Source organism: Nocardia sp. Marseille-Q1738, from assembly GCF_965283145.1.
In genome coordinates this window covers 197,512-224,025 of sequence record NZ_CBDIMS010000007.1, presented here as the reverse complement: position 1 = coordinate 224,025, position 26,514 = coordinate 197,512, and the positions used below count along the sequence as shown (strand labels likewise).

Annotated in this window: 15 protein-coding genes, 1 tRNA gene and 1 pseudogene; 8 read left to right on the top strand and 9 right to left on the bottom strand. The window is 67.4% G+C overall.

The window, feature by feature from the left end; translation table 11 throughout:
• Positions 1-9 precede the first annotated feature (9 nt).
• Genes ACWPXK_RS24255 through ACWPXK_RS24245 form a run of 3 tightly spaced genes read right to left on the bottom strand, consistent with a single transcriptional unit; the run spans position 10 to position 5,525 of the window.
• Positions 10-4,164, bottom strand: a complete 4,155-nt coding sequence (locus ACWPXK_RS24255; protein WP_454198468.1) for a zinc-ribbon domain-containing protein — start codon at positions 4,162-4,164, stop codon at positions 10-12.
• A complete protein-coding gene (locus tag ACWPXK_RS24250; protein ID WP_454198588.1) occupies positions 4,157-5,296 on the bottom strand; it encodes an IS3 family transposase in 1,140 nt (379 codons plus the stop codon). Before ACWPXK_RS24250 ends, ACWPXK_RS24255 begins: the two co-directional genes overlap by 8 nt.
• Positions 5,283-5,525 (bottom strand): hypothetical protein, encoded by a 243-nt coding sequence (locus tag ACWPXK_RS24245; RefSeq protein ID WP_454198587.1) that lies wholly within the window; start codon positions 5,523-5,525, stop codon positions 5,283-5,285. Before ACWPXK_RS24245 ends, ACWPXK_RS24250 begins: the two co-directional genes overlap by 14 nt.
• Before the next feature lie 28 nt (positions 5,526-5,553).
• Between ACWPXK_RS24245 and ACWPXK_RS24240 the strand changes: the two genes are divergently transcribed.
• Positions 5,554-5,865: a Wadjet anti-phage system protein JetD domain-containing protein gene (locus ACWPXK_RS24240; RefSeq protein ID WP_454198467.1), complete on the top strand. Its 312-nt coding sequence runs from the start codon at positions 5,554-5,556 to the stop codon at positions 5,863-5,865.
• Positions 5,866-6,355: 490 nt separating this feature from the next.
• On the opposite strand, the gene ACWPXK_RS24235 is transcribed toward ACWPXK_RS24240, so the two are convergent.
• From ACWPXK_RS24235 to ACWPXK_RS24225, 3 genes and pseudogenes are all read right to left on the bottom strand, one after another.
• Positions 6,356-6,431, bottom strand: a tRNA-Arg gene (locus ACWPXK_RS24235).
• Positions 6,432-6,531: 100 nt separating this feature from the next.
• Positions 6,532-7,299, bottom strand: coding sequence for a DUF1542 domain-containing protein (locus ACWPXK_RS24230; RefSeq protein WP_454198466.1), 768 nt, complete (start codon positions 7,297-7,299; stop codon positions 6,532-6,534).
• 57 nt (positions 7,300-7,356) lie between these two features.
• A pseudogene (locus ACWPXK_RS24225) lies at positions 7,357-8,828 on the bottom strand (flavin-containing monooxygenase).
• A gap of 506 nt (positions 8,829-9,334) precedes the next feature.
• Here ACWPXK_RS24225 and ACWPXK_RS24220 point away from each other — a divergent pair.
• From ACWPXK_RS24220 to ACWPXK_RS24205, 4 genes are all read left to right on the top strand, one after another.
• Complete coding sequence (locus ACWPXK_RS24220) at positions 9,335-9,709, top strand: ArsR/SmtB family transcription factor (protein ID WP_454198586.1); 375 nt, start codon at positions 9,335-9,337, stop codon at positions 9,707-9,709.
• A complete protein-coding gene (locus ACWPXK_RS24215) occupies positions 9,706-10,815 on the top strand; it encodes a cation diffusion facilitator family transporter (protein ID WP_454198465.1) in 1,110 nt (369 codons plus the stop codon). The genes ACWPXK_RS24220 and ACWPXK_RS24215 overlap by 4 nt, the downstream gene beginning before the upstream one ends.
• 363 nt (positions 10,816-11,178) lie before the next feature.
• Positions 11,179-12,474, top strand: coding sequence for a serine hydrolase domain-containing protein (locus ACWPXK_RS24210; protein WP_454198464.1), 1,296 nt, complete (start codon positions 11,179-11,181; stop codon positions 12,472-12,474).
• 32 nt (positions 12,475-12,506) lie between these two features.
• Positions 12,507-14,144, top strand: a complete 1,638-nt coding sequence (locus ACWPXK_RS24205; protein ID WP_454198463.1) for a long-chain fatty acid--CoA ligase — start codon at positions 12,507-12,509, stop codon at positions 14,142-14,144.
• Between the two features lie 24 nt (positions 14,145-14,168).
• Here the strand turns inward: ACWPXK_RS24205 and ACWPXK_RS24200 are convergent, their stop codons facing one another.
• The 3 genes from ACWPXK_RS24200 to ACWPXK_RS24190 form a co-directional block, all read right to left on the bottom strand.
• The gene (locus tag ACWPXK_RS24200) at positions 14,169-14,717 is read right to left on the bottom strand and encodes an HD domain-containing protein (RefSeq protein ID WP_454198462.1); all 549 of its coding nucleotides are present in this window, start codon (positions 14,715-14,717) and stop codon (positions 14,169-14,171) included.
• A 127-nt stretch (positions 14,718-14,844) separates the two neighbouring features.
• Positions 14,845-15,237, bottom strand: a complete 393-nt coding sequence (locus tag ACWPXK_RS24195) for an SCO5389 family protein (protein WP_454198461.1) — start codon at positions 15,235-15,237, stop codon at positions 14,845-14,847.
• A gap of 61 nt (positions 15,238-15,298) precedes the next feature.
• A complete protein-coding gene (locus tag ACWPXK_RS24190; protein ID WP_454198460.1) occupies positions 15,299-16,363 on the bottom strand; it encodes a nitronate monooxygenase in 1,065 nt (354 codons plus the stop codon).
• Between the two features lie 187 nt (positions 16,364-16,550).
• Here ACWPXK_RS24190 and ACWPXK_RS24185 point away from each other — a divergent pair, with 187 nt between their 5' ends.
• From ACWPXK_RS24185 to ACWPXK_RS24175, 3 genes are all read left to right on the top strand, one after another.
• Positions 16,551-17,426: a M23 family metallopeptidase gene (locus tag ACWPXK_RS24185; RefSeq protein WP_454198459.1), complete on the top strand. Its 876-nt coding sequence runs from the start codon at positions 16,551-16,553 to the stop codon at positions 17,424-17,426.
• Positions 17,427-17,569: 143 nt separating this feature from the next.
• Positions 17,570-18,553, top strand: coding sequence for a DNA-binding response regulator (locus ACWPXK_RS24180; protein ID WP_454198458.1), 984 nt, complete (start codon positions 17,570-17,572; stop codon positions 18,551-18,553).
• A 292-nt stretch (positions 18,554-18,845) separates the two neighbouring features.
• The gene (locus tag ACWPXK_RS24175; RefSeq protein WP_454198457.1) at positions 18,846-26,327 is read left to right on the top strand and encodes an amino acid adenylation domain-containing protein; all 7,482 of its coding nucleotides are present in this window, start codon (positions 18,846-18,848) and stop codon (positions 26,325-26,327) included.
• The last annotated feature ends 187 nt before the right edge of the window (positions 26,328-26,514 follow it).

The window sequence follows — 26,514 nt, the reverse complement described above, 5'->3', positions numbered from 1 at the left end:
GATGGGTCCCTACGTGCTGTGCAATTTGATCGACACGCTGCCGGACATCGTGGCCGAGTCCGCTCTGACTGCCCGTACGAACGTAAACTGGCCGACGAGGTCCATGCGGTAGAGATCGAAGCCAAACTCGGTGAGGACGCTTCGGAGCCGAATCTCATCCGAACCGATGCTGGAGGTCGGCTCACACAACCACAGATGACCGTCGACCCGCAGTATCCGACGCGCTTCGTGGATATAGTCGGCATGGTTCTTGCCCATCAGAGCTAAGGACAGAATGGCGATATCGACGGACGCGTCATCAAGTGGGATAGCGGATATGTCGCAGGCAGTGACGCGGTCATCAACGGCGACATGGTCGAAGGGCAGAATCGTGTGAGCGTTGGTGACACGGTCAGCGATCAGCATCTCGCCACATCCCAGGTCCGCGACCACACAGGGATTCCTGCCGTTTAGCCATTTCGCGAACTGGTAAGCCGGCACCACTTCCCACGTCTTTCGCGCTTCTGAATAGAGCGTGTGGTAGCGACGCCACTCGGTGGGGTTATCGGCGAGTCGGCTATGCGTGATCGCCGAATTCACTGCGGCCCAAGCACCGTTCATAGTCGACAGCTCACCGAAACGGCGAAGCTTGCCGTCGGGTGTCATCCGATCGATGTCCTCGCCGAGGAGCTGGTCGAGAGGCTTTCGGGTAATCGACTGCAGATTGCCTTTCCTGAGTCGTCGCAGCCACTCCAGCGAAGCGTGCGCTGCCTGTGTCGGGCTGACGAGCACACCACGGGGCACTACACCGTCCACCGCGCAGTCAGCCAAGGTCTCTTTCATCTCCACCCGAGCCCAGCGTTGGCCACACCAGGACCACCGCTCATGACCGTCAGATGTCGCGATGTCAGCGAACGTCACCGGCAGCACGACCCTGACGGTCTGCGATATCTGCCCCTGTCGATAGATGCGGCCCACAATCTGCTGGTAGTTGGCGTGTGTCCACGGCAAGGTCGCGAAGATCAACGTGTCGCAGACGTGCTGGAGCCCGTCGACACCAGCGGCGATCGCCTCCGATCCCACGAGGACGTCGACCTGATCCTCCGCAGCTACGGTGTCGCCGTTGGACCACCGTCCGACAAAGCGGGCGTACCCGCTCTTGTCCTCGCCGGTGAACAAGCCGACCCGCAATCCGGCGGCGGTCAATGCCTGGGTGAGGGGTTCCACGACACCGGTGACGAACTGTGTGTAGATCAATGTCTTGCGCGCATGAAAGCAGCTGTCAAGGATCGTGTCGATCTTGTCTACGAGCAACAGCTGGTCCAAAGCCGATGGGCTGGGGCACTTTCCGAGCGCGAGCACCTGGTCGAGGCGGTGCGACACATCCACAGCCACCGTGACAGGTTCCAGGTGGGTGCTGTAGTCCGGCAGCCACCTGGAACCTACGCGGGCCAGACTTTGATGTACACGCATCGCGTTAGGTACATTTCGCGCAGTCGCCAGGTCGTCGCGCTGGACTCCTTCGATCATCTCTAGCAAGCTTCGAGCCTCATGGAGGTCGTTGACCACGGGAGTGGCTGACATGCCGAGCACCGCGAGGTCTGGATTCGCCCGCGCCGATTCCACGGCAATACCCGTGAGAACGGTTCGCCGTTGAGAGGGAGCGACGTTCTCGCGTTCTTTGACGTAGTGCACCTCGTCGATGACGAGCATGTCGATGCGATGATCGGCGATTAACTGTTTGAGCGTGCCTTCGTTTCCCGGCAGGCGGTCGTAGTTGATGATCAGCCAGCGTGAACCCGATCCGCTGTCCCATACCGGGTGCAGTGTCTTCTGCGCGACGCGCGCGTCGGGATAACAGTTGCGGACAGAATGACCCCACCCTGCGACGACGTTGTGGGGGCACACTACTAGCACGATCCCCTCGCCAAGACCGGCCTTGAGCAAGCCTGCAGCGAGAATCGCTGAAACTGTCTTCCCCGCACCGGTGCCCGACCAGTTCCCGACCCGCTTGCGGTTGAGCACCTGCGTTGCGACATGTCGCTGCATCATGTTCGGTGCGACGACCTCGGCGGAACTACCTGGTCTGAATGACCAGTTCGTCGGTGGCACGACGGCTAGCGATTGCTCGTATTCCGATCGGAAGCGGACCCGGATGCGTTCGGAATACGCGTCGGAGCGCGGCAGGAGCGTCTTGTCCAACTCGGTTTGGAGTTGCGTTCTCTGCGATGGTGCGAGCGCCGCGGAATCTAGTAAGTATGCGAGTTTCCAAATCTGGTCGGCTGCCGCAGCGATTAAGAATTCCGCGGTGTCCTCGTCCACGTTTACGAAGAACTGGTCGTCCATACCGAGCAGATCGTCGACATTGAGCGACGGGAGTTGCACTGGGCCGCTGCCCTGTTCACTTACGGGAGCCGTGACTTCGGTTGCCGAGGATAGGTCGGACGAAGTGGGAAGGTGGGCTGCTGGGTCGAGTGTGTCGAGCTCCTCGACTTCGGAGGGAGTAGGGGGTGGTGTCTGTGGGGCAGCGCCGGTTTCGTCGTGGTCATCGGGTGGTACCAGGTTCTTGAGTCGTGTGGGATCCAACAATGCGTCGGCGATAGCGTCGGATTTCGTGGATGTCAGAACCCCTGCCTGCTGGCAGATTGCGTACAGCATCGCGGGAGTCATTGAATCGGTGTAATCGGCAAGCGCGGCAACAAACCCTTCCAGCTTGCGAAGGTTCCACCTCGTCAGCTGGCAGTGGCATCCGAGCCCTTGATTAGTGCGCCATAGCACCGGCATCTCGTAGCCGTCGTGTCCGTTCGGGCAGACCCAGTGCGCCGGGGCGTCGGTGCCGGCGATAACGTCGCGGGGGGTCAGGGGCGCATTCTTGAGGTAATCCCATTCCTTGGCGATTTCCGGGAACCGGTGCTCGAGGTCGTTGAACCCGGCAAGCACCTGCTTGTTGGCGCATACAGGGCAACCTGTGCCGCCAGTGGTACGGCTTTTGATCACGGCGGGCCATGGGTGGCCGAGCTTGCATTTCCAATGAGCCTTGCTGTGGCTGCCCGCGTGGACCTGGTCCGGAGTCTGGGGCGCGTTCTTGTCGTAGTCCCACTCCGCTGCGATGTCCGGAAACTGTGACAGCAGGTCATTCGAGCCTGCTTGGACGATCCGGCCGGTACATGCCGGGCAACCATAGTCTTTGCGGGTGCGGTTCTTGATCATCGCCGACCACCGGTGGCCGAACTCGCATTTCCAATGGGCGTCGTTGTGGCTGCCCGCGTGGACCTGGTCCGGAGTCTGGGGCGCGTTCTTGTCGTAGTCCCACTCTGCTGCGATGTCCGGAAACTGTGACAGCAGGTCATTCGAGCCTGCTTGGACGATCCGGCCGGTACATGCCGGGCAACCATGGCCTTTGCTGGTTCGGTTGTTGACCGTAGTCGGCCACCGGTGGTTGCAATCCCGGCATTTCCAGTGAACCCGCTTGCTGCTTCCTGCCGTGATTGCATCCGGGCGTAGGTCGCCATTTTGTTCGTAGTCCCACATAGCCGCGATTTCCGGAAACTGCGACTCAAGGTCGTTGAACCCCTTCAGGACCCTTGTGCCGTTGCAAAACGGGCAACCGCCTTGAGCCGTGGAGGTGCGAGCGTTGGGCGATGTTTCCCATCCGTGTTCGTGAGCCCGGCACGTCCAGTGCACCTTCTTCTCGCTCCCGTAGGTGATCTCGTCGGGCGTCATCGGCGCGTTCTTCTGGTAGTCCCATTCAAGCGCGATCTCAGGAAATTTGGCGGCTAGGGATCTGCCAGGAGTAACGATGATCCGGCGCGGACGAGATCGCCGCTCCACTACCTCGCGCCCCCGCAACACCTCCCACCGCTTCTGCCAGTAGGGGGTGTGCAGTCGGGACGGATCGGCGACGGTGATCTCGTCTGCCTCCGCAACCCGGGCGCACGCGGTGACGAACTGGATGACAGCGTTAAGCTTGGGCAGCTTCTTACCCTCTCCGACTGCGATATATCGCAGAGTACTGTTGGATATCAGTTCGCTTTCCCCGGACAGCTCGGGTAACCTTTCGCCCGCCGTTATTTTGCGCAGCTCGTTCACCATTCGGCGGTAACTCGGACTGCCCACCAACTGGCGTAGAAGTGCGAGGTCCTGTGCGAACGCCTCGATCTCAGCAACCAGGTCAGCATCACTCACGACTCACGTCCTGTCCGTAAACTCTGACAGAGCACAATCTTTCCGATTCACGGAGGCAGCGGGTGCACTTCGCTGGATCGGAGGCGACGTTCATTTCCGAACTGCAAGGTCCGTCCAGATCTGTGGACCGAGCCGTACTGGGTGCCCAGTGTTTGACCCGCCTGTCGTTCCGAATCGCCCGGCTGCACACCCGTTGCGGTACTGAAGATCTCGCGAATGTTCGACCTGACCCGCTCCAGGTCCGGACGAGATACGTTGCCGTCGAACGTATTTCGACGGTTGCGCATCCGCTCGGCCATTGCTGGAAAGTCAATGATACCGCCCTCTCGGTTACGCTCCTCTGGCGTGTCCGCCAGTCCCCACGGTCCTCGCCAGGCGCCGATTGCCGAGGACGAGAGTACGGGTGACCACCGACAACATCCCGCGCGGTGAAGTCCCCGTTGACCAGGTCCGGGGCCGGAGTTGCCTGCCGAGTCGAACCCAGCCGCCACGTCTTGCGCAGGAACGCATCCTGCAACCCGGCACCCCGCATCAGCCGCTCGACTCGTTTGCGGCCGACCGAGATCCCACGCCGGGCCAGCATTGCATGGATCCGCGGTGACCCGTAGGTCCCGCCCGAGCTGGTATGGATATCGACGATCTCGGCCAACAGCTCCTGATCGGCCAGCCGCCGCCGAGACGGCGCCTGCGGCTGCCGCAGCCAGCCGTAATACGTCGACGAGGCGATGCCCAGAACCCGCAGTACGAGCTCGGCCGGGTGCTGCGGATGTTCGCTGACGAACCGCATGATCACCGTCGGGTCTGGCCGAATTCCGAGGCGAAATACGCACGCATCACGTAATACGACGTTCACCCGTTCGAGCTCCGCGACACGCTTCTTCAGCGCCCGGTTCTCGGCCAGCATGTCAGTCGTCGGCTTGTCGTCGCGTTCGCCGGCGTCGGCCTGGGCCTGGGCCTGGCGGATCCATAACCGCAACGCCTCGTGATGCACCCCGAGCTGCGCTGCCAGCTTCCGGATCGTCGGCTTCGGATCCGATTCCCGATATAGCCGCACAGCTCGCGTCTTCAGCTCGTCCGGGGTACTTCTTCGGTGCTGCCACGAATGACTCCTTCCGGTCCTATCGGACCACAGTCAGAGCCCTACGAGAAAGCGGGGGACCCTCACCACCGCAGCCTCGGCGTTTCCGGTTAGCGACCTGATCAGACCGTTGCGGGATCACCGCCTTGATCCGCTTGCCCCGCAACAACTCTTGATTCGCCGCCGTGGAATACGCTCTATCGGCCAGCACCCAATCCGGGTTACGCCGTGGCGGGCCACCGGCCGGCCTCGGCACCGCGATCGCATACAGCACTGCGGGCATCAACGGCGAATCGCCAGCTTGGCCCGCGGTGATCAACACCGCACCAACACCGACCCGAAACGGCCGTCCTCTCAAGCCCTGCACCCTCAAGCTGCTATCACAGCTCACACCAGAAGAACACGAGGTCTACGGCGACCTCGTCGCACCGACGCTGCGCGGCCATCGACGCATCGAACAGGAGCGCATATCTCTTCAGGTCGCACTCTGCGCTATCAGAGGTGTTGTCACACTACCCTCAAAAATGGACATTGAGTGGCGAGTGAGCCGCCGGCTTCGAGGGTTAGAGGTGGGTGCGGTCGCCAGGCGGATCGGTTTTCATACGCGCGCCTGCCTGAGTTGAAGTGTGATCTGGTCGAGAATCTCGCACGTGGCGGCGAGCTTTGAGGTCGATCCGGTCGACTCGGCGGAATCCCAGTCGGACGTGCCAGTGAGTCCGGTCTCGATGGGCGACCGGGGCGGAGGTGGCGATCAGGTATCAGCCGGATGGGACGGCAGTCAGGTCGGAATACCTGTCCAACGGGGTGCAGACGTGGTGTGTGACGGGTTGACGGCGTCTTTCGAGGTTCGATACGTCGGTGGTGCGGAAGGAGAGCGCATCGCTGCCGCGCAGGCGAAGGCGCTTGCCGCGCTGCTGAAATGGCAGGCGGATTGCTCCAAAGGCGGCGGGTCCTGAACTCCGGCGAATTCACCGGCCCGGTTGCCCATGTTTTGTGTTTCCTAGAGGGCTCGCACTGGTCACCGTTTGACCTGCACATTTCGGTCTTTGGTAGCGATCCGGAACCGATGCACAGCTCAAGAAAACCGCTGACCTGCGGAAACATGTCGTAGGTTGGTGCCCTCGGCAGGATTCGAACCTGCGACACCCGCTTTAGGAGAGCGGTGCTCTATCCCCTGAGCTACGAAGGCTGGTTGTGGTGGGCGGTGTGCCTACCCGGGACGTCCGCAGTCTACCGGGTCGGGGGCTGGGAGGCCGCATCGCTGTCGCGGGGAGTTGCCCAGGCCAGGATCAGAAGCCGCCGCCGCCGTCGAAGCCTCCACTATCGAAACCGCCGCCGTCGGCACCACCGGAGTAGTCGCCACCCTGGTCGTATCCGCCGCCGTGGTCGGCGGCCAGACCGTCCTGATATCCCTCGCCGTATCCGCTCTCGAACCCGTGGGCGTCGTACCCCACGCCGGACATCCCGGCGAACAGGGACGTGAACAGCAGTGCCGAGCCGAGGCCCCAAGCGCCGCCGATGAGCGCGGGCTTCCACCACGGCTCGGAGTACCAACCCGCGGGAACCGGTCGGCCGGCGACTCGGCCGCCGGGGTAGTAGTTCGGCGTCGCCGACGAGGGCTCGGGGGAGGCCGTGATCTGCCTGCCCTCGTATCGGACTACGCGCTTCTCGCTGACCTGCCCAGCGATGTCCTGGCCGTCGAGTGCGGCGATCGCTGGACCGGGGTCCATGTTCATCGCGGTGCGCGCGGCCCTGATGTAGTAGAGCCCTTCCAGTGCGGTCTGTTTCGCCAGCCGTGCCTGTGCCGGGGTGTGAGCCTGATCGAGTTGCGCGCCCGCGGCGAGATGTCGCTCGGATGCGTCGGCCAGTGCCTGGGTCGCCGCGTCGTTGCCGCCGGTGAGGCTGTAGACCTGGCCGCCGAGTCGCTCGTTCGCCTGCCTGGCGTCGGCGAGCGCGTCGGCCAGTTCGATGGCTGCGCGTTGTTTGCTCCGTTGCGCCTGCCGCACCAGCAAGGCGACCAGGACGACGATCATCACGACGAGCAGCAGCCACTCCACAGCGCACCTCTTCCGCTCAACCCCGGATAAGGCCAGTTTACTGATAGATTGCTGAGGTCATACCGATGATGTGGGCGCCTGCGTCTCGTCGTAATCGGACGGGTCGAAAGTCCTTGTCTTCCAGCGGTAGAGCACGGTGGCGCCGGGCCAGTTGTTGGTGATCCTGCCGGCGGCGTTGCGGTACCAGCTGGTGCAGAAGTTCCACGGGGTGTCTTTCAGGCGGTTTTGTAGCCAGTCGTCCCAGCGCTGCTCGGTGGTGGTGCGGGCGGCGAGGTAGCGGCCGGGGCGGTCGGTGAGGTACTGCACGACCCGGCGGATGTAGCGGGCCTGGGATTCGAGCATGTAGATGATCGAGCCGGAGCCGACGTTGGTGTTCGGGCCGTACATCATGAACAGGTTCGGGAACCGCGGCACGGAGATGCCGAGGTAGGCGCGGGCTCCGGCGTCGCCCCACACGTCGGCCAGCTTGCGCCCGTCGAGGCCGTAGATGTTCATCGGCGCGAGGAACTCGGTGCCCTTGAATCCGGTGCCGTAGATGATGACGTCCACCTCGTGCTCGACGCCGTCGGCGGTGCGGATACCGGTCGGGGTGATCGCCTCGATGGCTGTGGTCTCCACGGTGACGTTGGGCTGCGCCAGCGCGGGAAAGTAGTCGTTGGAGAACAGGCCGCGCTTGCAGCCCGCCGCGTAGTCGGGCGTCAGTTTCGCGCGCAGCTCCGGGTCGGGGACCTGCTCGGCCCGTGCCGGTCGGCCAACGCGATCACCGGTGTCTTGATCGCCGGGATGTCGGTGAGCGCCAAGGCGAGCACTTCGAAGAACGACCAGATGGCGAAGCGCTCCGCGATACGGCTGGGTGGGAAGTACTTGAACAGCGCATGGTGCAGGGAGCTGTAGGCGACATCGGCCTTCGGCAGCACCCAGGCCGCCGAGCGTTGGAACAGCGTGAGGTGGGCGGCCCGCGGTTGGATGCGCGGGATGAACTGGATGGCGCTTGCTCCGGTGCCGATGCAGGCGATGCGTTTGCCGGTGAGATCGACCTCGTGGTTCCACTCGGCGGAGTGGAACGCGGGACCGGCGAAAGTGTCGATGCCAGGGATGTTCGGCATGGCGGGACGCGACAGCTGGCCGACCGCCGGGATGAGGATGTCGGCGGACAGCTGCGCACCGTCGGCTGTGCGCACGGTCCACTGGCCGCTGTGCTGGTCGAACTCCGCGTCGGTCACCTCGGTGCCGAAGCGGATGAAGCGCCGCAGGCCGTGCTTGTCGGCGACGCCGCGCATGTAGTCGTGGATGTCGCGCTGTTCGGAAAATCGCCGTGGCCAGTCGGATTTCGGTTCGTAGGACCAGGAGTACAGCGGCGAGGGCACATCACAGGCCGCGCCGGGGTAGGTGTTCTCGCGCCATACGCCGCCGAGGTCGTCGGCGCGTTCGAGGATGGTGAACGTGTCCAGCCCGGCCCGCCGCAGCTCCAGTGCCATGCCGAGCCCGCCGAATCCGGCTCCGATGATGATGATCGACGGCGAGGTCATGCATCGAGAGTACGGTGGAGTACTCGCAGGCCGAAGACATCCGCGGTCACTTGATTGGCATTTTCGGCCACATTGGATGCAGCCGTGGCCGCCGTTCAATGCACAATGGCGGGATCGCCGCGGCGAAGCGCCCGCGAAAGGCGCGCGGCCGAGGTGTCGAGATGCTCGAACGTTCCCATTGCACGTGCAGCTGTGTGCACAGCAGGCGCATGACCTTCGATCCGGCGCCGCGCTATTCGTGCTGGTCAACCGGGTATGTGTGGGGTGTGCACCGAAAGCGCCCGTGCACCTGGGAGATTGGTTTGTCTCATTCAGGTGATATCCGCCCACTCGGCTGGCGCACTAGCGCCACACTCGACTAAGACAGAAGCTGTTCGGATCTGGGGTCGACCGATGTGTCGGCGGCGACGCAGGGGGTGCCGCCGGCACACCGGCCCGGAGCGGTGCGGCTGTACCCAGCCCTTCGTCTGATCTAATATCTGCGTATGAATGCAGATAACCAGGAAATGCGGCCCCCGCTTGCGGAGGACCAGGTCGGGCTGGTTGTCGAGGTGTTCCGGATGCTGGCCGACCCGACGCGCGTGCAGGTGCTGTGGGCGCTGGTCGACCGTGAACTGTCGGTGACCGATCTGGCCGGACAGGTCCGCAAGCCCGCGTCCTCGGTGTCGCAGCATTTGGCGAAACTGCGGATGGCGCGTCTGGTGAACACCCGAAGGTCGGGCACGACGATCTTCTACCGCTTGGAGAACGAGCACGTGCGGCAATTGGTGGTGGACGCGGTGTACAACGCCGAGCATGCGGGGCCTGGCGTTCCGGCGCACCATCGCGGGGTGGGCGCGGTGCGCGAACTGCCCCGCTCCAACGAGGCGGGTGCGTCATGAACTGGTCGAAACACGCTGCCGGGGCGCGGATCAACGGCGGGAACGGTGGCCACCGCGCACCGGATGCGCACGCGCACGAACACCGGCACCAGCACGGTAGCCATCGGCATCACCACCGCCACGCCGGACACCATCATGAGCATCGGAGGGGCCCGCTCGGCGCACTGCGCGCAATCTTCCTCCCGCACAGCCACGGCGCCGCCGACAGCTTGGACGACACGCTCGAGGCCAGTGCCATCGGCATCCGCGCGGTCAAACTCAGCCTGGTCGTGCTGGGGTGCACGGCGGTGCTGCAGCTGCTGATCGTCGCCGTGTCCGGTTCGGTCGCGCTGGCTGCCGACACCGTGCACAACTTCTCCGACGCGCTGACCGCCGTGCCGCTGTGGATCGCGTTCGCGCTCGGACGCAAGGCGGCGACCCGGCGCTACACCTACGGGTTCGGCAGGGCGGAGGACTTGGCCGGGCTATTCGTCGTCGCGATGATCGCCCTGTCCGCGCTGATCGCGGGATATGAGGCGGTGCGCAGGATGCTCGATCCGGTGCCGATCGACCATCTCGGCTGGGTCGCCGCGGCAGGGCTGATCGGGTTCCTCGGCAATGAGACGGTCGCGCTGTACCGGATCCGGGTGGGGCGGCGGATCGGCTCGGCGGCGCTGGTCGCCGACGGTCTGCACGCACGCACCGACGGGTTCACCTCGCTGGCCGTGCTACTCGGCGCCGGGGGAGTGGCCTTGGGATTCCCGCTGGCGGACCCGATCGTCGGTCTGCTGATCACCGTCGCGATCCTCGCGGTCTTGCGCACCGCGGCGCGGGACGTGCTGCGCCGGTTGATGGACGCGGTCGAGCCGGGGCTGGTCCTCGCGGCCGAGCGGGCGCTGGCCGCCGAGCCCGGCGTGCAAGGCGTGCGCAGCCTGCGGATGCGCTGGATCGGGCATCGCCTGCACGCCGACGTGGAACTGGACGTGGCGCCGACCATCACGCTCGCGGACGCCCACCGAGTCGCGCACGACGCCGAGCACACGCTCACCCACGTGGTGCCCAAGCTGAATACCGCTGTGGTCCACGCCTATCCGGCGCATACCGAGGTCGCGGTGCCGAGCTCGTAGCTGGAACCGAGGCATCCGCTACCAGGTCGCGGTGCCGAGCTCGTAGCTGGAACCGAGGCATCCGCTACCAGGTCGCCGTGCGAGCCGAAGGCTGGAACCAAGGCGCATCCGCTACCAGGCCGCCGTGCGAGCCGAAGGCTGCAACCAAGGCGCATCCGCTACCAGGTCGCCGTGCGAGCCGAAGGCTGGAACCAAGGCGCATCCGCTATGGACTTCGCGGCGGCCGAGCTGACCAGCCGGAACTGAGGGCATCCGCTGTCGGACGGGTGGGTGGAAGAGAATCCCCTAGGCCCTGCCCGGCGCGGCCTACCGTTGGGTAGCATCCCCGGTGTGATGTGGCTCATGGTCGGTGTGTGCTGAACCATGCTCGCGCGCGTACCGATCCTCCCGAAGCTGCCCGACCTGGTGCGACGCAGTGACATCCCGGAAGACCTCGACTCCGTCGCATCGATCGGCGCCGAGGTGGCGCCGACCGACGTCGGCTTGGCGCCCGACTACGCCGAGCGCATCTGGCGGCGTATGCGCCTGGTGTATCGCAGCGGCGTCCATCCCGCCATCCAGGTGTGCGTGCGCAGGCACGGGCAAATCGTCTTCGATCGAGCGCTCGGTCACGCGCACGGCAACGGTCCCGGCGACGGGCCCGATACGCCGAAGGTTCTCGTGGACACGCGCACCCCGTTCGTCACCTACTCCGCGTCCAAAGGCGTCACGGCGTTCGTCGTGCACCTGCTCATCGAGCGTGGACTGCTCGAGCTGCACGCGCCGGTCAGCCGCTACATTCCCGAATACGGCTGTCGTGGAAAGGAATCCATCACGATCGGGCAGGTGCTCGCGCACCGGTCCGGCGTGGCGAGCCTGCCCAGGGAGGCGCTCACCGCCGAAGCGGTCGCGGACCGGGAACGGCTGGTGCGGAATCTGTGCGCGGCACGCCCGTCCGTGCCGCCCGGCCGCTTCCAGTCGTATCACGCGCTCTCGGGCGGTTTCATTCTGGGCGAGGTGGTGCACCGCGCGACCGGGAAGGACATCCGCACCATTCTGGCCGAGGAGATCCTGCGCCCACTGGGCTTCCGCTGGACCAATTACGGTGTGTCGCCGGAGGATTTCCCCAAGCTCGCGCACAACTACCTGACCGGGATGCCGCCGATGCCGCCGCTGTCGCATGCCATGGACCGGCTGCTGGGGGTCAGCTTCGCCGAGGCCGTCGAGACCGGCAACGATCCGGCCTATCTGAGCGTCATCGCGCCCGCCGCCAACCTGGTCAGCACCGCGGTGGAGTTCACCCGCTTCTACGAGATCTTCCGCCGTGGTGGCGAACTCGACGGTGTGCGGGTGATGCGGCCGGACACCATAGCCGCGGCGCTGGTTCCGCAGTCGCGGATCGAGCCCGATCTCACGCTGGGCATGAATTTCGGCTTCGGGTACGGGCCGATGCTCGGCGGCCGGGTGGTCAGCCTGTTCGGTCCCGATACCACGCGTGCTTTCGGTCATCTCGGCTTCACCAACAACGTGGCCTGGGCCGATCCCGAGCGCGCGTTGACGTGTGCCGTGCTCACCAGCGGTAAACCGATGCTGTATCCCGAAGTGATCCGCTGGATCGGGTTGCTCTACGGGGTCACGTCGCTGACGCCGAAGGTGGCGGAAACGGGCTTGGCTTTCTGAGCGGAAGTCATTGGAGAAATAGAGGAGTTCCGATGTTGAGCACCATGCAGGACGAGCCGTTGTCGTTGGCGACGTTACTGCGCTACGCATCGACGTTCGCCGGTGATTCGGTCGTGTCCACCTGGACCGGTACCGGCGTGCGCACCATGACCTACCGTGAGGTCGGTGCCGAGTCGGCGCGGTTGGCGAATGCGTTGCGCGGGTTGGGGATCGGGGTGGGTGATCGGGTCGGCACGTTCATGTGGAACAACAACGAGCATCTGGTCGCCTATATCGCGGTGCCGGCGATGGGTGCGGTGCTGCATGCGCTGAACATCCGGTTGTTCCCCGAGCAGGTCGTCTATGTGGCCAACCACGCCGAAGACCGGGTGGTGCTGGTGGACGGCACGCTGGTGCCGTTGTTCGGGCAGATCCTGCCGCACCTGAGGACGGTGGATCACGTCATCGTGGTCAACGGTGACGCGGCCACGCTGAACGCCCCCGAGGGCGTGGCGGTGCACTCCTACACCGAACTGCTGGCCGCGCAGCCCGACAGCTACGACTTCCCGGTGATCGACGAACGCTCGGCCGCCGCGATGTGCTACACCTCCGGCACCACCGGCGACCCGAAGGGTGTGGTGTATTCGCATCGCTCCAACTGGCTGCACGCCATGCAGGTGGCCGCGAACAACGGGATGGGCCTGTTCGAAACCGACACCATCCTGGCCATCGTGCCGCTGTTCCATGCCAACGCTTGGGGCCTGCCGTACGCGGCGCTGATGTCGGGGGCGAATCTGCTCATGCCCGACCGGTTCCTGCAGCCGGGCCCGCTGCTGGAATGCATGGCCGCGTGCAAGCCGTCCTTCGCCGCCGCGGTGCCCACCATCTGGGGTGGGGTGCTGGCGGCGCTGGCCGCGGCCCCGCAGGACATCACCCACCTGCGGTCGGTCGTGGTCGGTGGTTCGGCCGTCCCTCCCTCGATGATGCACACCTTCCAAGACAAGCACGGTGTGCGGGTGCTGCACGCGTGGGGCATGACCGAGACCTCGCCGCTGGGTAGCGTCGCCCACCCGCCCGCCACCGCGGTCACCGAGGAAGAACAGTGGGCCTATCGGGTGACCCAGGGCCGGTTCCCGGCCGGTGTGCAAGCCCGCCTGGTCGGCGACGAGGGCGTCGTGGCCAACGACGGGGAAGCCCTCGGTGAGCTGGAAGTGCGTGGCCCGTGGATTACCGGCTCCTACTACTCGCCCGACGGCACACTCGTGGACCCGGAGAAGTTCCACGACGGGTGGCTGCGTACCGGCGATGTCGGCAAGATCAGCCCGGACGGCTACCTCACCCTGGTCGACCGCTCCAAGGACGTGATCAAATCCGGCGGTGAATGGATTTCCTCGGTGGACCTGGAGAACGCCATCATCGGCCACCCCGCCGTCGCCGAAGCCGCGGTGATCGGCGTACCGGACCCGAAATGGGACGAACGCCCCCTGGTGGCGATCGTGCTCGCCGAAGGCGCCGAAGCCAAACCCGAAGAACTGCGCGAGTTCCTGGCCGACAAGTTCGCCAAATGGCAGCTGCCCGAACGCTGGACGTTCATCGCCGAGGTGCCCAAGACCAGCGTCGGCAAGTTCGACAAGAAGCGGTTACGCAGCCAGTACGCCGACGGCGACCTGGACGTCACCACCCTCGACTGAACCCGCCCGCTGACCGCCCCCGCGTCACCACTTCACCATAGGCAGTGGTGACGTGGGGTTGGTCCGCAGCCGCCGCGCGGTCAGACGGACAAGGGCGCGGTGAAAGCCGTGGTTCGGATAGCGTTTCGCCAGGTCGCGGCGGGCGGCGCGGGAGACGCCGTACCAGCCGAGCAGACCGCGTCCGACATCGATGGCATCGGCGCGGCGGAAGATCTCGACCGGGTCGTGCGGCGGACCGGCGGGACGAATCCGGTGGTGCTCGTCGATCATCGACACCACCAGGCCGGTCAGGTCGTCGCGGTCGATGCTCGACAGCCAGGCTCGGGCCAGGTCGCAGGAGGGGGCCAGGTAGTCGAAGGTGCCCGCGGCCCAGATGCCGATATCGTGCAGGGTGGCCGCGGTCAGGTACTCCTCGCGAGCGCTGGGCCGGGGTTGCTGGTCGGCGGCCAGCAGGTCACACAGCGCCAGGACGCGCAGTACGTGATTGGTGTAGGCGGCGCGGTCCGCCCCGAGCTGTTGTTGCCACGGCGCCAGCCTGGCTTCGACCTCATCCCGAAGATCGTTGCTGCTCATGGCGGTTCACCCTACGCGCGCGGGACGGCCACGAACGGTGGCGACGCGCGGGTGTGCCGGACCTCTTCGCGCGAATACCCGGCGCGGGCCGAAACGGTTGCCGCGCCGGGTGTTCAGTTCGCGCCGATCAGCAGTTGCGCAGTTCGGGGCTCTGGTTGAGCAGTTGCGCCCTGGTGCCGATGAACGTGGTGTACGTTTCGCCGCCGACCTCGGACAGCGGGAAGGCGGCGACCCGGTGGCAGTTCTGGAAGGCGAGCTTCACCCCGAAGTGCCGCTCGAGTCCGCCGCGGATGGCGTCGGATGCCATGGCGCGCAGCAGTTGGCCGCGGGCGACCTCGTCCGGCGGCGCGATCGTGTTGTCGGCGAATTCCGCGGTGCCGGAGCGCAGTTCACCGGCCACCCGGCTGACGACCTCCCAGGCGTAGGGCAGCGAATTGCGCACGACCTCGACGAAGTCGGCGTCGTCGACCTCGCCGCGCTCGGCGCGTTCGAGTAGGGCGGTGGGGACATCGAGGGACATAACGCTCTCCTCCAGTGCTGGACGTGATGCGATGCGACCCGAGTCTAATCGAAAGTCGTTGTCAACAACACTGGATTCGGCGCGAAAGTGCTTTTTCCAGTGCGGTTTTCGTGTTCGCGGCCAGTGTGCGGACCAGGTCGCCCGCGGGTGTTTCCGGTGCGAGCGCATGGGTTTGACCTGCCCAGAGGTTGACCTCGTCGGCATTGCCCGCTGCTCGTGCCGCGGCCCGCAGTGGCGCGGTGGCGTAGTGGATTTCGGGGTATCCGGCCGGTGCGGTGGCGGTGTGCTCGAGCAGGAAGCGGTTGCGCAGCCCGCGCGCCCTGCGTCCGGTGAAAGCGCGGGTGAGCATCGTCGGAGTGTCCGCGGTCAGAGCGGTGCGATGCACGGGATTGGTGCCCGCCTCGGGGCAGCGCAGGAACACGGTGCCCAGCTGGGCGGCCGCGGCGCCTGCCGCGAGCGCCGCGGCGATACCCGCGCCCGTGGCGATGCCGCCGGTGGCAACCAGCGGCCGATCTGTGGCGGCGGCCAGAAGTTGCAGCAGCGCCAGCAGGCCGAGCGGATCGGTCGCGTCGTCGGCCGGTCGATCGACGAAACTCGCGCGGTGCCCACCCGCCTCCGCGCCCTGCGCGATGAGTACGTCGGCGCCCGCGTCCACCGCGACGCGCGCCTCGCCGGGCGAGGTGACCGTCACCCAGACCTCGGAGCCGACGGCGTGCAGCCTGGCGATCTCCGCGGCGCTCGGGCAGCCGAAGGTGAACGACACGGCCGCGACCGGGTCGGCGACCAGCAGGTCGAGTTTGGCGTCCCAGTCGTCGGTATCGAACTTCGCGTCTCCGAGTTCATGGTCGGCGCCGAGTTCGGCGAGATAGTCCGCCAAGTCGGCGGCCGGGGTCGCGGGGCCGGGCACGAAGAGGTTGACGCCGAACGGCTTGTCGGTCGCGGCGCGGGTCGCCGTGATCCGCGCGGCGGTGTCGGCGGCGCTCAGATAACCGGCGGCCAGTTGCCCGAAGCCGCCCGCTTCGGCGACGGCGGCGGTCAGCTCGGGAGTGGACGGGCCGCCCGCCATCGGGGCGAGCACGATCGGGACGGCCAAATGGTCGAGGATCACGGTCCAAGTCTCGCCCATCTGGACATGTGACCCGTGCCTCACCTGCGAATTTTCCGCGGAAGGTTGCGGAATGGTCACGACGAGGTAGAGTTCCCATCACAACGGATGCCAAACCGTTATCCGCCCGGCGTCATCGAATCGTTATTAAACCGGTTCGGTCCCGGGCACCGGCATCCGGACCCTGTACGTCGACCGAGGATCAGCTTTGTCGCAGCACCGTGTAGGCCCCGATTCCATTACCGTCCACAGCCTCCTCGGCGAGGGCGGCGCCACGGACCGGCCGACGCGGCACCGCGCCGAGCCGTCCGCAGCCGAGCGTGTCAAGGCCGCCGCGAGCGCCGCGGTCGCCACCGGCGCCCTGATCGGCGCCGCCAGCCAGGTCGCCCCGGCACTCGCCTACGCGGCCCCGCTGCTGCCCGGTGCGCACGACGCCGACAAGGAGTCGGCCGCCGCGGTGAAGGGCACCGGCATTCTTCCCGTCGCCGAGGCGAAGGCGGCCGCCGAGCCGGTCGCCGAAGCCGCACCGGAGCCCGCTCCCGCTTCGGTCGCCGCCACCGCGGTCGCGGCGCCGGTCGCCGCCCCGTTCGGCATTCCCAATCTCCCGCCCGAGATCTCCGGTCCGCTGGCCCAGGCCGAAGAGGCTCTCCGGGGTGTGCAGCAGCAGGTCGCGCCGCCGTCGGCGGTGCGCCCCGTGGCCGGCGCGATCAGCTCCGGCTTCGGCAGCCGCTGGGGCGCCATGCACTACGGCGTCGACTTCGCCGACGCGCTCGGCGCCCCGATCCATTCGGTGAGCAATGGCACCGTGATCGAAGCGGGCCCCGCCTCCGGGTTCGGCCTGTGGGTGCGGGTGCTGCAGGACGACGGCACCACCGCGGTCTACGGCCATGTGAACGAGATGTTCGTGCACGAGGGCCAGCGGGTGAACGCGGGCGACGTGATCGCCACCGTCGGCAACCGGGGCCAGTCCACCGGTCCGCATCTGCACCTGGAGATCTGGGATCAGGTCGGCACCAAGATCGACCCGCTGCCGTATCTGGCCGCCAAGGGCGTGCCGATGCAGTGGGGTCCGTCGGCACACTGACTTCCCCTGTCCAGCTTGATATTCCGACGATCGCGCGGTTGCGCGCCGCGGTGCCTCCCTGGCCCGGGCGAGGCGCGAGGCGCTGTGCGCACGGGTCTCGTGGACCCGCCCCATGGCCACCGGTCGGTCGCTAGGCTCGGGCCGTGATCGAGCTGGGCGATATCTTCGAGCCTGGGTCACCGCACGGCCGCACCTACGCCGTGCTGGTGCACCACCCGCGGTCGAGTCTCGCCGATATCGCGCAGTACCTGGGCGTTTCGGAAGACCTCGCGGCCGACTCGCTGGATGTGTTGTGTGAGTTACGCGCCGCGGTCCGCATCGAGTCGCCCGACGGCGGCACGGTCTGGGACGCGCACGCACCGGAATCGTTGTCCGAGGCCGAGGCGCGGCGTAGGCAACAGGAAATCAACCACATGCATGCCGCCGCGGCACGGCTGAGCGAGACGTTTCGTTCGGTGCGTCGCTCGCCGCGCGGTAACGGCGCCGTGGTGCCGGTGTACGAGCGGCTGGAAATGCTGGCGGATTTCGAGGAGATGCAGACCGGCGCGCGTACCTGCGTCAAGCTGGTCGAACGCGGACCCTACCTGAGCGATCCGGAGCGCGAGCGACAGCTGTTCCAGCTCAAACGGGCCAGGCTCGGCGAAGGCATTCGTTACCAGACGCTCTATCAGGACACCGTCTACCAGGACCCCGAACGCCTGCGGCACGCGCTGTCCACCAATGCCAGTGGAGCACAGGCCAGAACGCTGCCCGAGCCGCCGTTCAAGCTGATCATCTGCGACGACGAGCGGGCCAGCCTGGTGCTGCACGCCGACGAACGCAGGCCCGATCCGATGGGGCTGCGCTTCACCGGATCCCCCGCGCTCGAATTGCTGATCAAGACCTTCGACGTGCTGTGGGCGATGGCCGCGCCGATCTCGGTGAACCCGGCCGCGGAGGCGCTGGACGAACGCGACCGGGCGATCCTGACCCTGATGGGACTGGGCGCCACCGACGACACCATCGCACGCCGGCTCGGGATGTCGCGGCGCACGGTGGTCCGCCGCACCGCCCGGCTGCTGGAGCGTCTCGGCGCGAGCACCAGATTTCAGGCGGGGGTGCAGGCCACCCGGCGGGGATGGTTGTGAACAAGTTCACCGATGCGAGTATGCCTGCAACATGACCGGCCCGGCGCCGATATAACGACAGGCATCAGGCACGACACCGCATCCAGGGGGGCGACGGTGTCCGACGAGAGGACGGCACGGACGAAGAGGGGGCGCGGACCGCATGCGCGGCAGCCGCGGCAATCCAATACGGCGCGCGGGCCTGCCGATCGGTTCCTTATATGATTGCTCGGACCGCGCTCGGCCCGGAAAACAGACCCTCGGCCTGGAAATGTCCGGGTCCTGGCTCGATGCGAGAGGTGAATGCACTCGAATGGAAACCGCCCGTCGCTCCACTCGTGGTAGCCGTCGTCGCAGGTCGGGCAGTCCCCTCTTCGGTCAACTGCTCACTGCCGCGGTCGAGTCCGCCGCCACCGAGGTCGCGATCCGGTTCAACCCCACGGGAGATCCGGCCGACGATCAGGAACTCACCTACGCCGAACTGGACGCGGCGTCCTCGCGGCTGGCCAGGGAACTGATCGCGCGCGATGTCGGGCCGGGCGACGTGGTCGCCATCGGAATCTCGCGCAGCGTGGAGTCGGTGCTCGCGGTCTGGGCCATCGCGAAGACCGGCGCGGCCTACGTGCCGGTGGATCCGACCTACCCGCCCGACCGGATCAACCACATCGTCGCCGATTCCGGCGCGAGCGTGGGGCTGACCATCTCGGCGCATCGCCCGGTGCTCGGCACCGCCGCGTACTGGGTCGAGATGGACGACCCGGTGCTGTCCGCGCGGATCGCCGCGCGCCCGGGACATCCCATCTCCTACACCGACCGCGTGCGCCCGCTGGACGAGCGGCACCCGGCCTACGTCATCTACACCTCCGGATCGACCGGGAAGCCCAAGGGCGTCGTGGTCTCGCACAGCGGCCTGGCGGGGCTGGTGGCCGCGGAACGTGAGCACTACGGGGTGACCGAGGATTCGCGGGTACTGCACGTCTGCTCGCCGAACTTCGACGTCTCGGTGCTCGAACTGCTGCTGGCCTTCTCCTCCGGCGCGACGCTGGTGATCGCGCCGCCGACCGTGTTCGGCGGCTTCGAACTGGCGGATCTGCTGCGGCGCGAGCGCGTCACGCACATGCTCATCACCCCGGGCGCCCTGGAATCGGTGGATCCGGCCGGGCTGGACGATCTGCAAGCCGTGGTGGTGGCCGGGGACAAGTTCGGTCCGGAACTCGTCGGCCGCTGGGCTGGTGAGCGCGAGTTCTACAACGGGTACGGGCCCACCGAGGCGACCATTCTCGCGACCAGCACGCCGCCGATGGTGCCGGGCGAGCCCATCACGATCGGCACGCCCATCCCGGGAGTCGGTGCGTTCGTGCTCGATTCGCGGTTGCGGCCGGTACCGGCCGGAGTGGTCGGCGAGCTGTACCTGGCGGGTCCCGCGCTGGCGCAGGGCTATCTCGGGCGGCCGGGTCTGACCGCGGAGCGGTTCGTCGCCAGCCCGTTCGGCGCCGACACCGGCAACCCGGGCGCGCGGCTCTACCGCACCGGAGACCTGGTGCGCCGCATCGAATCCGCGGGCCAGGACGGCGGCGCCATCGAATACCTGGGGCGCTCGGACTTCCAGGTGAAGATCCGCGGCTTCCGCATCGAGCTCGGCGAGATCGACAACGCGCTCACCAGCCACCCGGACATCGATTTCGCCGCCACTCTCGGCAAGGCGCTGCCCTCGGGCGCGACGGCGCTGGTGTCGTATGTGCTGCCGCGGTCGGGCGCCGATGTGGACACCGGCGCGCTCGCCGAGTTCATCGGCGAGTCGTTGCCCGCGTACATGATTCCCGCGTCCATCCTGGTGCTGGACGAGATCCCGCTGACGCCGGTCGGCAAGCTCGACCGCGCGGCGCTGCCCGAGCCCGTCTTCGCCGTGCGTGCGTTCCGCGCGCCGTCGACGCCGGTCGAGGAGATCGTCGCGGACGTGTTCGCCGCGCTGCTGGTGCCCGAGGAGGACGGCCGCGTCGGCGCGGACGACGATTTCTTCGAGCTCGGCGGCAACTCGCTGCTGGCCGCGCAGGCCGCCGCGCGCATCGGCTCGGCGCTGGATCTGCGGGTACCGGTGCAGTTGCTGTTCGAGGCGACCACAGTCGCCGCGCTCGCCGCCCGCGTGGAGCAGCACGCGGGTTCGGCCGCGGGCCAGGCGCTGCACGCGCGTCCGCGCCCGGAGCGGGTGCCGCTGTCCTATGCCCAGCAGCGCATGTGGTTCCTGAACCGGTTCGATCCGGCGAGCGCGGTCAACAACATCCCGGTCGCGGTGCGACTATCGGGACGGCTCGATGTCGACGCGCTGCGCGCCGCGGTGCACGATCTCGCCGAGCGGCACGAAGTGCTGCGCACCCTGTACCCGGAGGTCGACGGCGAGGGCTACCAGTTGGTGCTGCCCGCCTCCGATCCGGGTGCCGTGCCGGAACTCACGGTCGAGCAGGCCGCGGAGTCCGAGGTGCCCGCGCTCGTGGCCGCCGCGGTGACCGAGGGTTTCGACGTCACGGTCGCGCCGCCCGTGCGGGTGCGCTTGCTCGCGCTGAGCGAGACCGAGCACGTGCTGATCTGCGTGGTGCACCACATCGCGGGCGACGGTTTCTCCATGGGGCCGCTGACCCGCGACCTGATGAGCGCCTACGTGGACCGGATGCGCGGCGGCGCGCCGGAATGGCCCGCGCTCGAGGTGCAGTACGCCGACTTCGCCCTCTGGCAGCGCGAGATCCTCGGCGCCGAGGACGACCCGGATTCCGTGCTGGCGCAGCAGATCGCCTTCTGGCGCACCGAATTGGCCGCGCTGCCCGAGCAATTGGAGCTGCCCGCGGACCGGTCGCGTCCCGCGGTCGCGTCCCATCACGGCGCCACGCTCGGCTTCGAGATCGACGCCGCTGTTCATGCCGGGCTGAGCCGCCTTGCACAGCAACATAATTCGACCCTGTTCATGGTGGTGCACGCGGCATTGGCTGTCCTGTTGTCTCGTTTGTCGGGCACCAGGGACATCGCCATCGGCACCCCGGTGGCGGGCCGAGGCGAAGCCGCACTCGATGACGTAATCGGCATGTTCGTCAACACGCTGGTGCTGCGCACCGAGATCGTGCCGGGCGCACGATTCGACGAGCTGCTGCGCGAGGTGCGCACCATCGACGTCGAGGCGTTCGGCCATGCCGACGTTCCGTTCGAGCGGCTGGTCGAGCTGCTGGACCCGGTGCGGTCGGCCGCGCGGCACCCGCTGTTCCAGGTGATGCTGACCTTCCAGAACCTGGCCCGCACCGAGTTGGAGCTGCCCGGGCTTTCGGTGTCCGCGGTGGATCTCGCGGTGCCGCTGGCGAAGTTCGACCTGCAACTGGCGCTGGTGGAGAACATCGACCGGCACGGCGCCGCGCAGGGCATGTCGGCGGCCTTCACCTACGCCACCGACCTGTTCGACGAGGCGACCGTACAGGACTTCGCCGATCGCTTCGGCCGGATTCTGCGCGCGGTGGCCTTCGACGCCACGGTGACCGTCGGCGATATCGACGTACTGGCGCCCGGCGAGCGCGAACTCGTGCTGCACGAGTGGAACACCCCTGGCGCCGCGGTGCCCGAAGTGACCCTGGTGGACCTGATCGGCGCGCAGGCGCGCAGGCGGCCCAACGCGGGCGCGATCCGTTTCGGCGACACCACAGTGGCCCACCCGTCGCCCGACCACCACCCCTCATCGAGTCGCTCCGCGACGCTGACTTTCGATGAGTTGCAGCGCCGGGCGAATCGGGTGGCCCGTGCGTTGATCGCGCAGGGCGCGGGCCCGGAATCGCTGGTGGCCGTCGCTGTCCCGCGTACCGAGGAGCTACCTGTCGCGCTGTTGGCGGTGCTCACGGCCGGTGCGGCGTACCTGCCGATCGACACCACCTATCCGGTGCAGCGGCTGGAGTTCATGCTGGCCGATGCCGCCCCCACCTGCATCCTGGCCACCGCCGCCGAGCGGGATGCGCTCCCCGCGGGCTCTATTCCGGTGCTCCTGCTCGAAGACATCCTCGCGGCGACCACCGCGTTCGACGACGCCCGGATCCGCGACGCCGAACGCCTGGCGCCGCTGCGTCCGGACAACCTGGCGTACGTCATCTACACCTCGGGCTCCACCGGCGTGCCCAAGGGCGTCGGCGTCACGCACCGCAACGTCGTCGAATTGTTCGCCAACACCCAGCTGCTGTTCGAATTCGACGAGACCGACGTGTGGACGCTGTTCCATTCGTTCGCGTTCGACTTCTCGGTGTGGGAGCTGTGGTGCGCGCTGGCCAACGGCGGCACCGTGGTGGTGGTCGACTACCTGACCTCCCGGTCGCCGGAGCAATTCCGCGAGCTGTTGATTCGCGAACAGGTCACCGTGCTCAACCAGACGCCGTCGGCGTTCTACCAGCTCGCCGAGGCCGACCGGGCCGCGCATCCCGACGACCAGGGCAAGCTCGCGCTGCGCTACGTGGTGTTCGGCGGTGAAGCGCTGGATCTGCGCCAGTTGCGGCGCTGGTACGAGCGTCATCCCGTGGACGCGCCGTGGCTGGTGAACATGTACGGCATCACCGAGACCACGGTGCACGTCTCGTTCCTGTCGCTGGACGAGCAGATGGCGGACAACGCGGCCAGCGTCATCGGCCGCGCGCTGCCCGGCCTGGACGCGTATGTACTCGACGACCGCCTGAACCCGGCTCCGGTCGGCGTCGCGGGCGAGATCTACGTCGCGGGCGCCCAGCTGTCCCGCGGCTACCTCGGCCGTCCCGGACTCGCCGCCGCGCGCTTCGTCGCGAACCCCTTCGGCGCGCCGGGATCTCGGATGTATCGCACGGGCGATATCGGCCGCTGGGTCGGCTTCGGTGGCCAGGCCACCCTGGAGTACGCAGGGCGCGGCGACCAGCAGGTGCAGCTGCGCGGCTTCCGCATCGAACTCGGCGAGATCGAGTCCGCGCTGCTGCGTTGTCCCGGCGTGAGCCAAGCCGTGGTGCTGGTCCGCTCGGACGAGCACGCGGGTGATCGCCTGATCGGTTACGTCGTGCCCGACACCGGCGCCACGCTCGACTCGAGCGTGCTGCGCGCGCAGGTGTCGGAGTTCCTGACCGGCTATATGGTTCCGGACGCCGTCGTGGTGCTGGACGTCCTGCCGCTCACGCCGAACGGCAAACTGGACCGCAGGGCCCTGCCCGCACCGGAGTTCGTCGGCGCGGCGGCTTTCCGCGCGCCGAGCTCGCCGGTCGAGCAGGCGGTGGCGGAGGTGTTCGCCGGACTGCTCGGCGCCGCCGAGGTCGGCCTCGACGACGACTTCTTCGCGCTCGGCGGCAACTCGCTGCTTGCCACCAGGGTGGTCGCGCGGATCAACGAGGCGCTGGACGCGAATCTCGCGGTGCGCGAACTGTTCGAGGCGCCGACGGTCGCCGCGCTGGCCGCCCGTGTGGTGCCCGGCGCCGGTGGCGCGGAGCGGCCGCCGCTGGTCCGCGCCGAGCGGGTGGAGCCGGTGCCGCTGTCGCTGGCGCAGCAGCGGATGTGGGTGCTCAACCAGTTCGATCCCGCTTCGCCCGCCTACAACATTCCGCTGGCGATCCGGTTGACCGGTGTGCTGGACGTGTCCGCGTTGCGCTACGCCCTGGCGGACGTGCTGGAGCGGCACGAATCGCTGCGCACGCGCTACCCGGCGAGCGGGCCGGGCGGGCTGCCGTACCAGGAGATCCTGTCCGTCGCCGAGGCGCTACCCGGCGGGTTGGAGGTGGCCGCCACCGACGACCCGATCGGCCGGATCACCGAGCTGATGCGCACCGGATTCGATGTGACCGAACAAGTCCCGGTGCGCGCCCTGCTGCTCGATTCCGGGACGGACGAGCACCTGCTGGCCATGGTCGCGCACCACATCGCCGCAGACGGTGCCTCGATGGCCCCGCTTGCCCGCGACCTGATGACCGCCTATCTGGCCCGGATTCGCGGTAACTCGCCGCGCTGGTCGCCGCTGGAGGTGCAGTACGCGGACTTCGCGATCTGGCAGCGGGCCGCCATCGGCACCGACGACGACGAGAACTCGGTGGCCGCACGGCAGTTGGCGTACTGGCGCGACCAGCTCGCCGGGCTGTCCGGCGAGATGCACCTGCCGCTGGACCGTCCGCGCCCCGCGGTGCCGACGATGCGCGGGGCCAACACCGGATTCGCCATCGCGCCCGAGGTGCACGAGGCGCTGGCCAAGCTGGCGCGCGAGCACAATTCGACGTTGTTCATGGTCGTGCACGCGGCGCTGGCCGTGCTGCTGGCCCGGTTGTCCGGCGACTCCGACGTGGCCATCGGCACGCCGATCGCGGGCCGCGGCGAACGCGTGCTCGACGATCTGGTCGGCATGTTCGTCAACACCCTGACGTTGCGCACCGCGGTCGATTCCGGGGCGAGCTTCGCCGAGCTGGTCGATCAGGCCCGCCACATCGATCTTGCGGCCTTCGCCAACGCGGACATCCCGTTCGAGCGCGTGGTGGAGAAGGTCGTCCCGGGACGCAGCACCTCGCACAGCCCGCTATTCCAGGTGATGCTCTCGTTCCAGAACGCCGAGCAGCCGACCCTGGAGCTGCCCGGACTTACGGTGGCGGCATTGGACGTGGGCGCGGGTGCGGCGAAATTCGATCTCCAGGTGACCGTCGAGCCGCGGCATCGCGCGGACGGCTCGTTCGATGATCTGGTCACCGTGATCACCTACGCGACCGACGTTCTCGACGAGTCCACCGCGCAGGCATTCGGACGCAGGCTGGAGCGCATCCTCACCTCGGTGGTCGCCGACCCGGAGGTATGTGTCGGCGATATCGACATCCTCGATGCCGAGGAGCGGAATCGCGTCTTCGCCACACCGCGGACGACGACGAACGTCGCCGAGGCCGAGACCGCGGCACCGACCGCGGGTACCGCGCTGACCCGGCTCTTCGCCGTCGCGGTCGAGGACGATCCGGACGGGCCCGCCGTGGTGTGGGGCGAGGAGGCGTTGTCGTACCAGGACATCCACGCCCGAACGTCGCGACTGGCGCGGGCGCTGATCGGGCGCGGCTGCGGGCCCGGCACCGGCGTGGCGATCCGCCTGGATCGCGGCATCGATGCGGTGGTGGCCATCTGGGCGGTGCTCGAGACCGGAGCCGCGCTGGTTCCGATGTCCTCGATCGACGCGGCGCTGCCCGGCGAAATGGAGGTCAAGGTGGGCTTGGTCGCCGCGGCCGATATCGCATCGGCCACCGGCAGTGTCGACTGGCTGGCGTTCGACGATCCCGCCGTGATCGCCGAGATCGAGGCCCAATCGCCGAGACCGGTCACGTACGCGAATCGGATACGCACGCTGCGCGGCGACGATCCGGCCGTCGTGCTGACGGGGATGCCACCCACCGAGGAGTATGGCTTCGCACTGTCCTATGACGCGCTGGCGGCCGCGGCGGCTCGATTGTCCGCTCGTACCGGCCTGACCTTCGAATCTCGTACCTTCCGGTATGGCCGCCCGGAGTCGGTGGCCGCCGTGCTGGAGGTCGTGGCAGCGGGCAGCGCGGGCGCTTCGGTCGTGGTCGCGGACGCCGAATCGGCGGAAGCAGGGCCGCAGACGTTGCTCGCGGAGGAGTGGGTGACGCACTTGTTCACCGATGCCACCGATCTCGCCGCGATCGACCCGGCCGAGTTGGACGACCTGCAGGCCGTGGTGCTGGACGAGGCCTATTCGGTGCCCACACCGATAGCCCGGAGTGCGCTGCATGTGGTCGCGCTCCCGGATCTCCTCGGGAGCCGGGTATCCAGCGATGTCCGGTGAATCCGCCCTGTGGAGGCGCGGTTGACCAACCATCGCGGTGGGTATCGTGTCGAACGGGACCGAATAGCGCCGCGACCGGTGGTGCCGCGATTGCGGCGGGCGTGCCGGATCGACGGTGTGCGGTGGCGCAGTGCTGCCGACGCTGGGCAGAAAGACAGCTGAACCAGATAGTAGTGAGGGATACTTC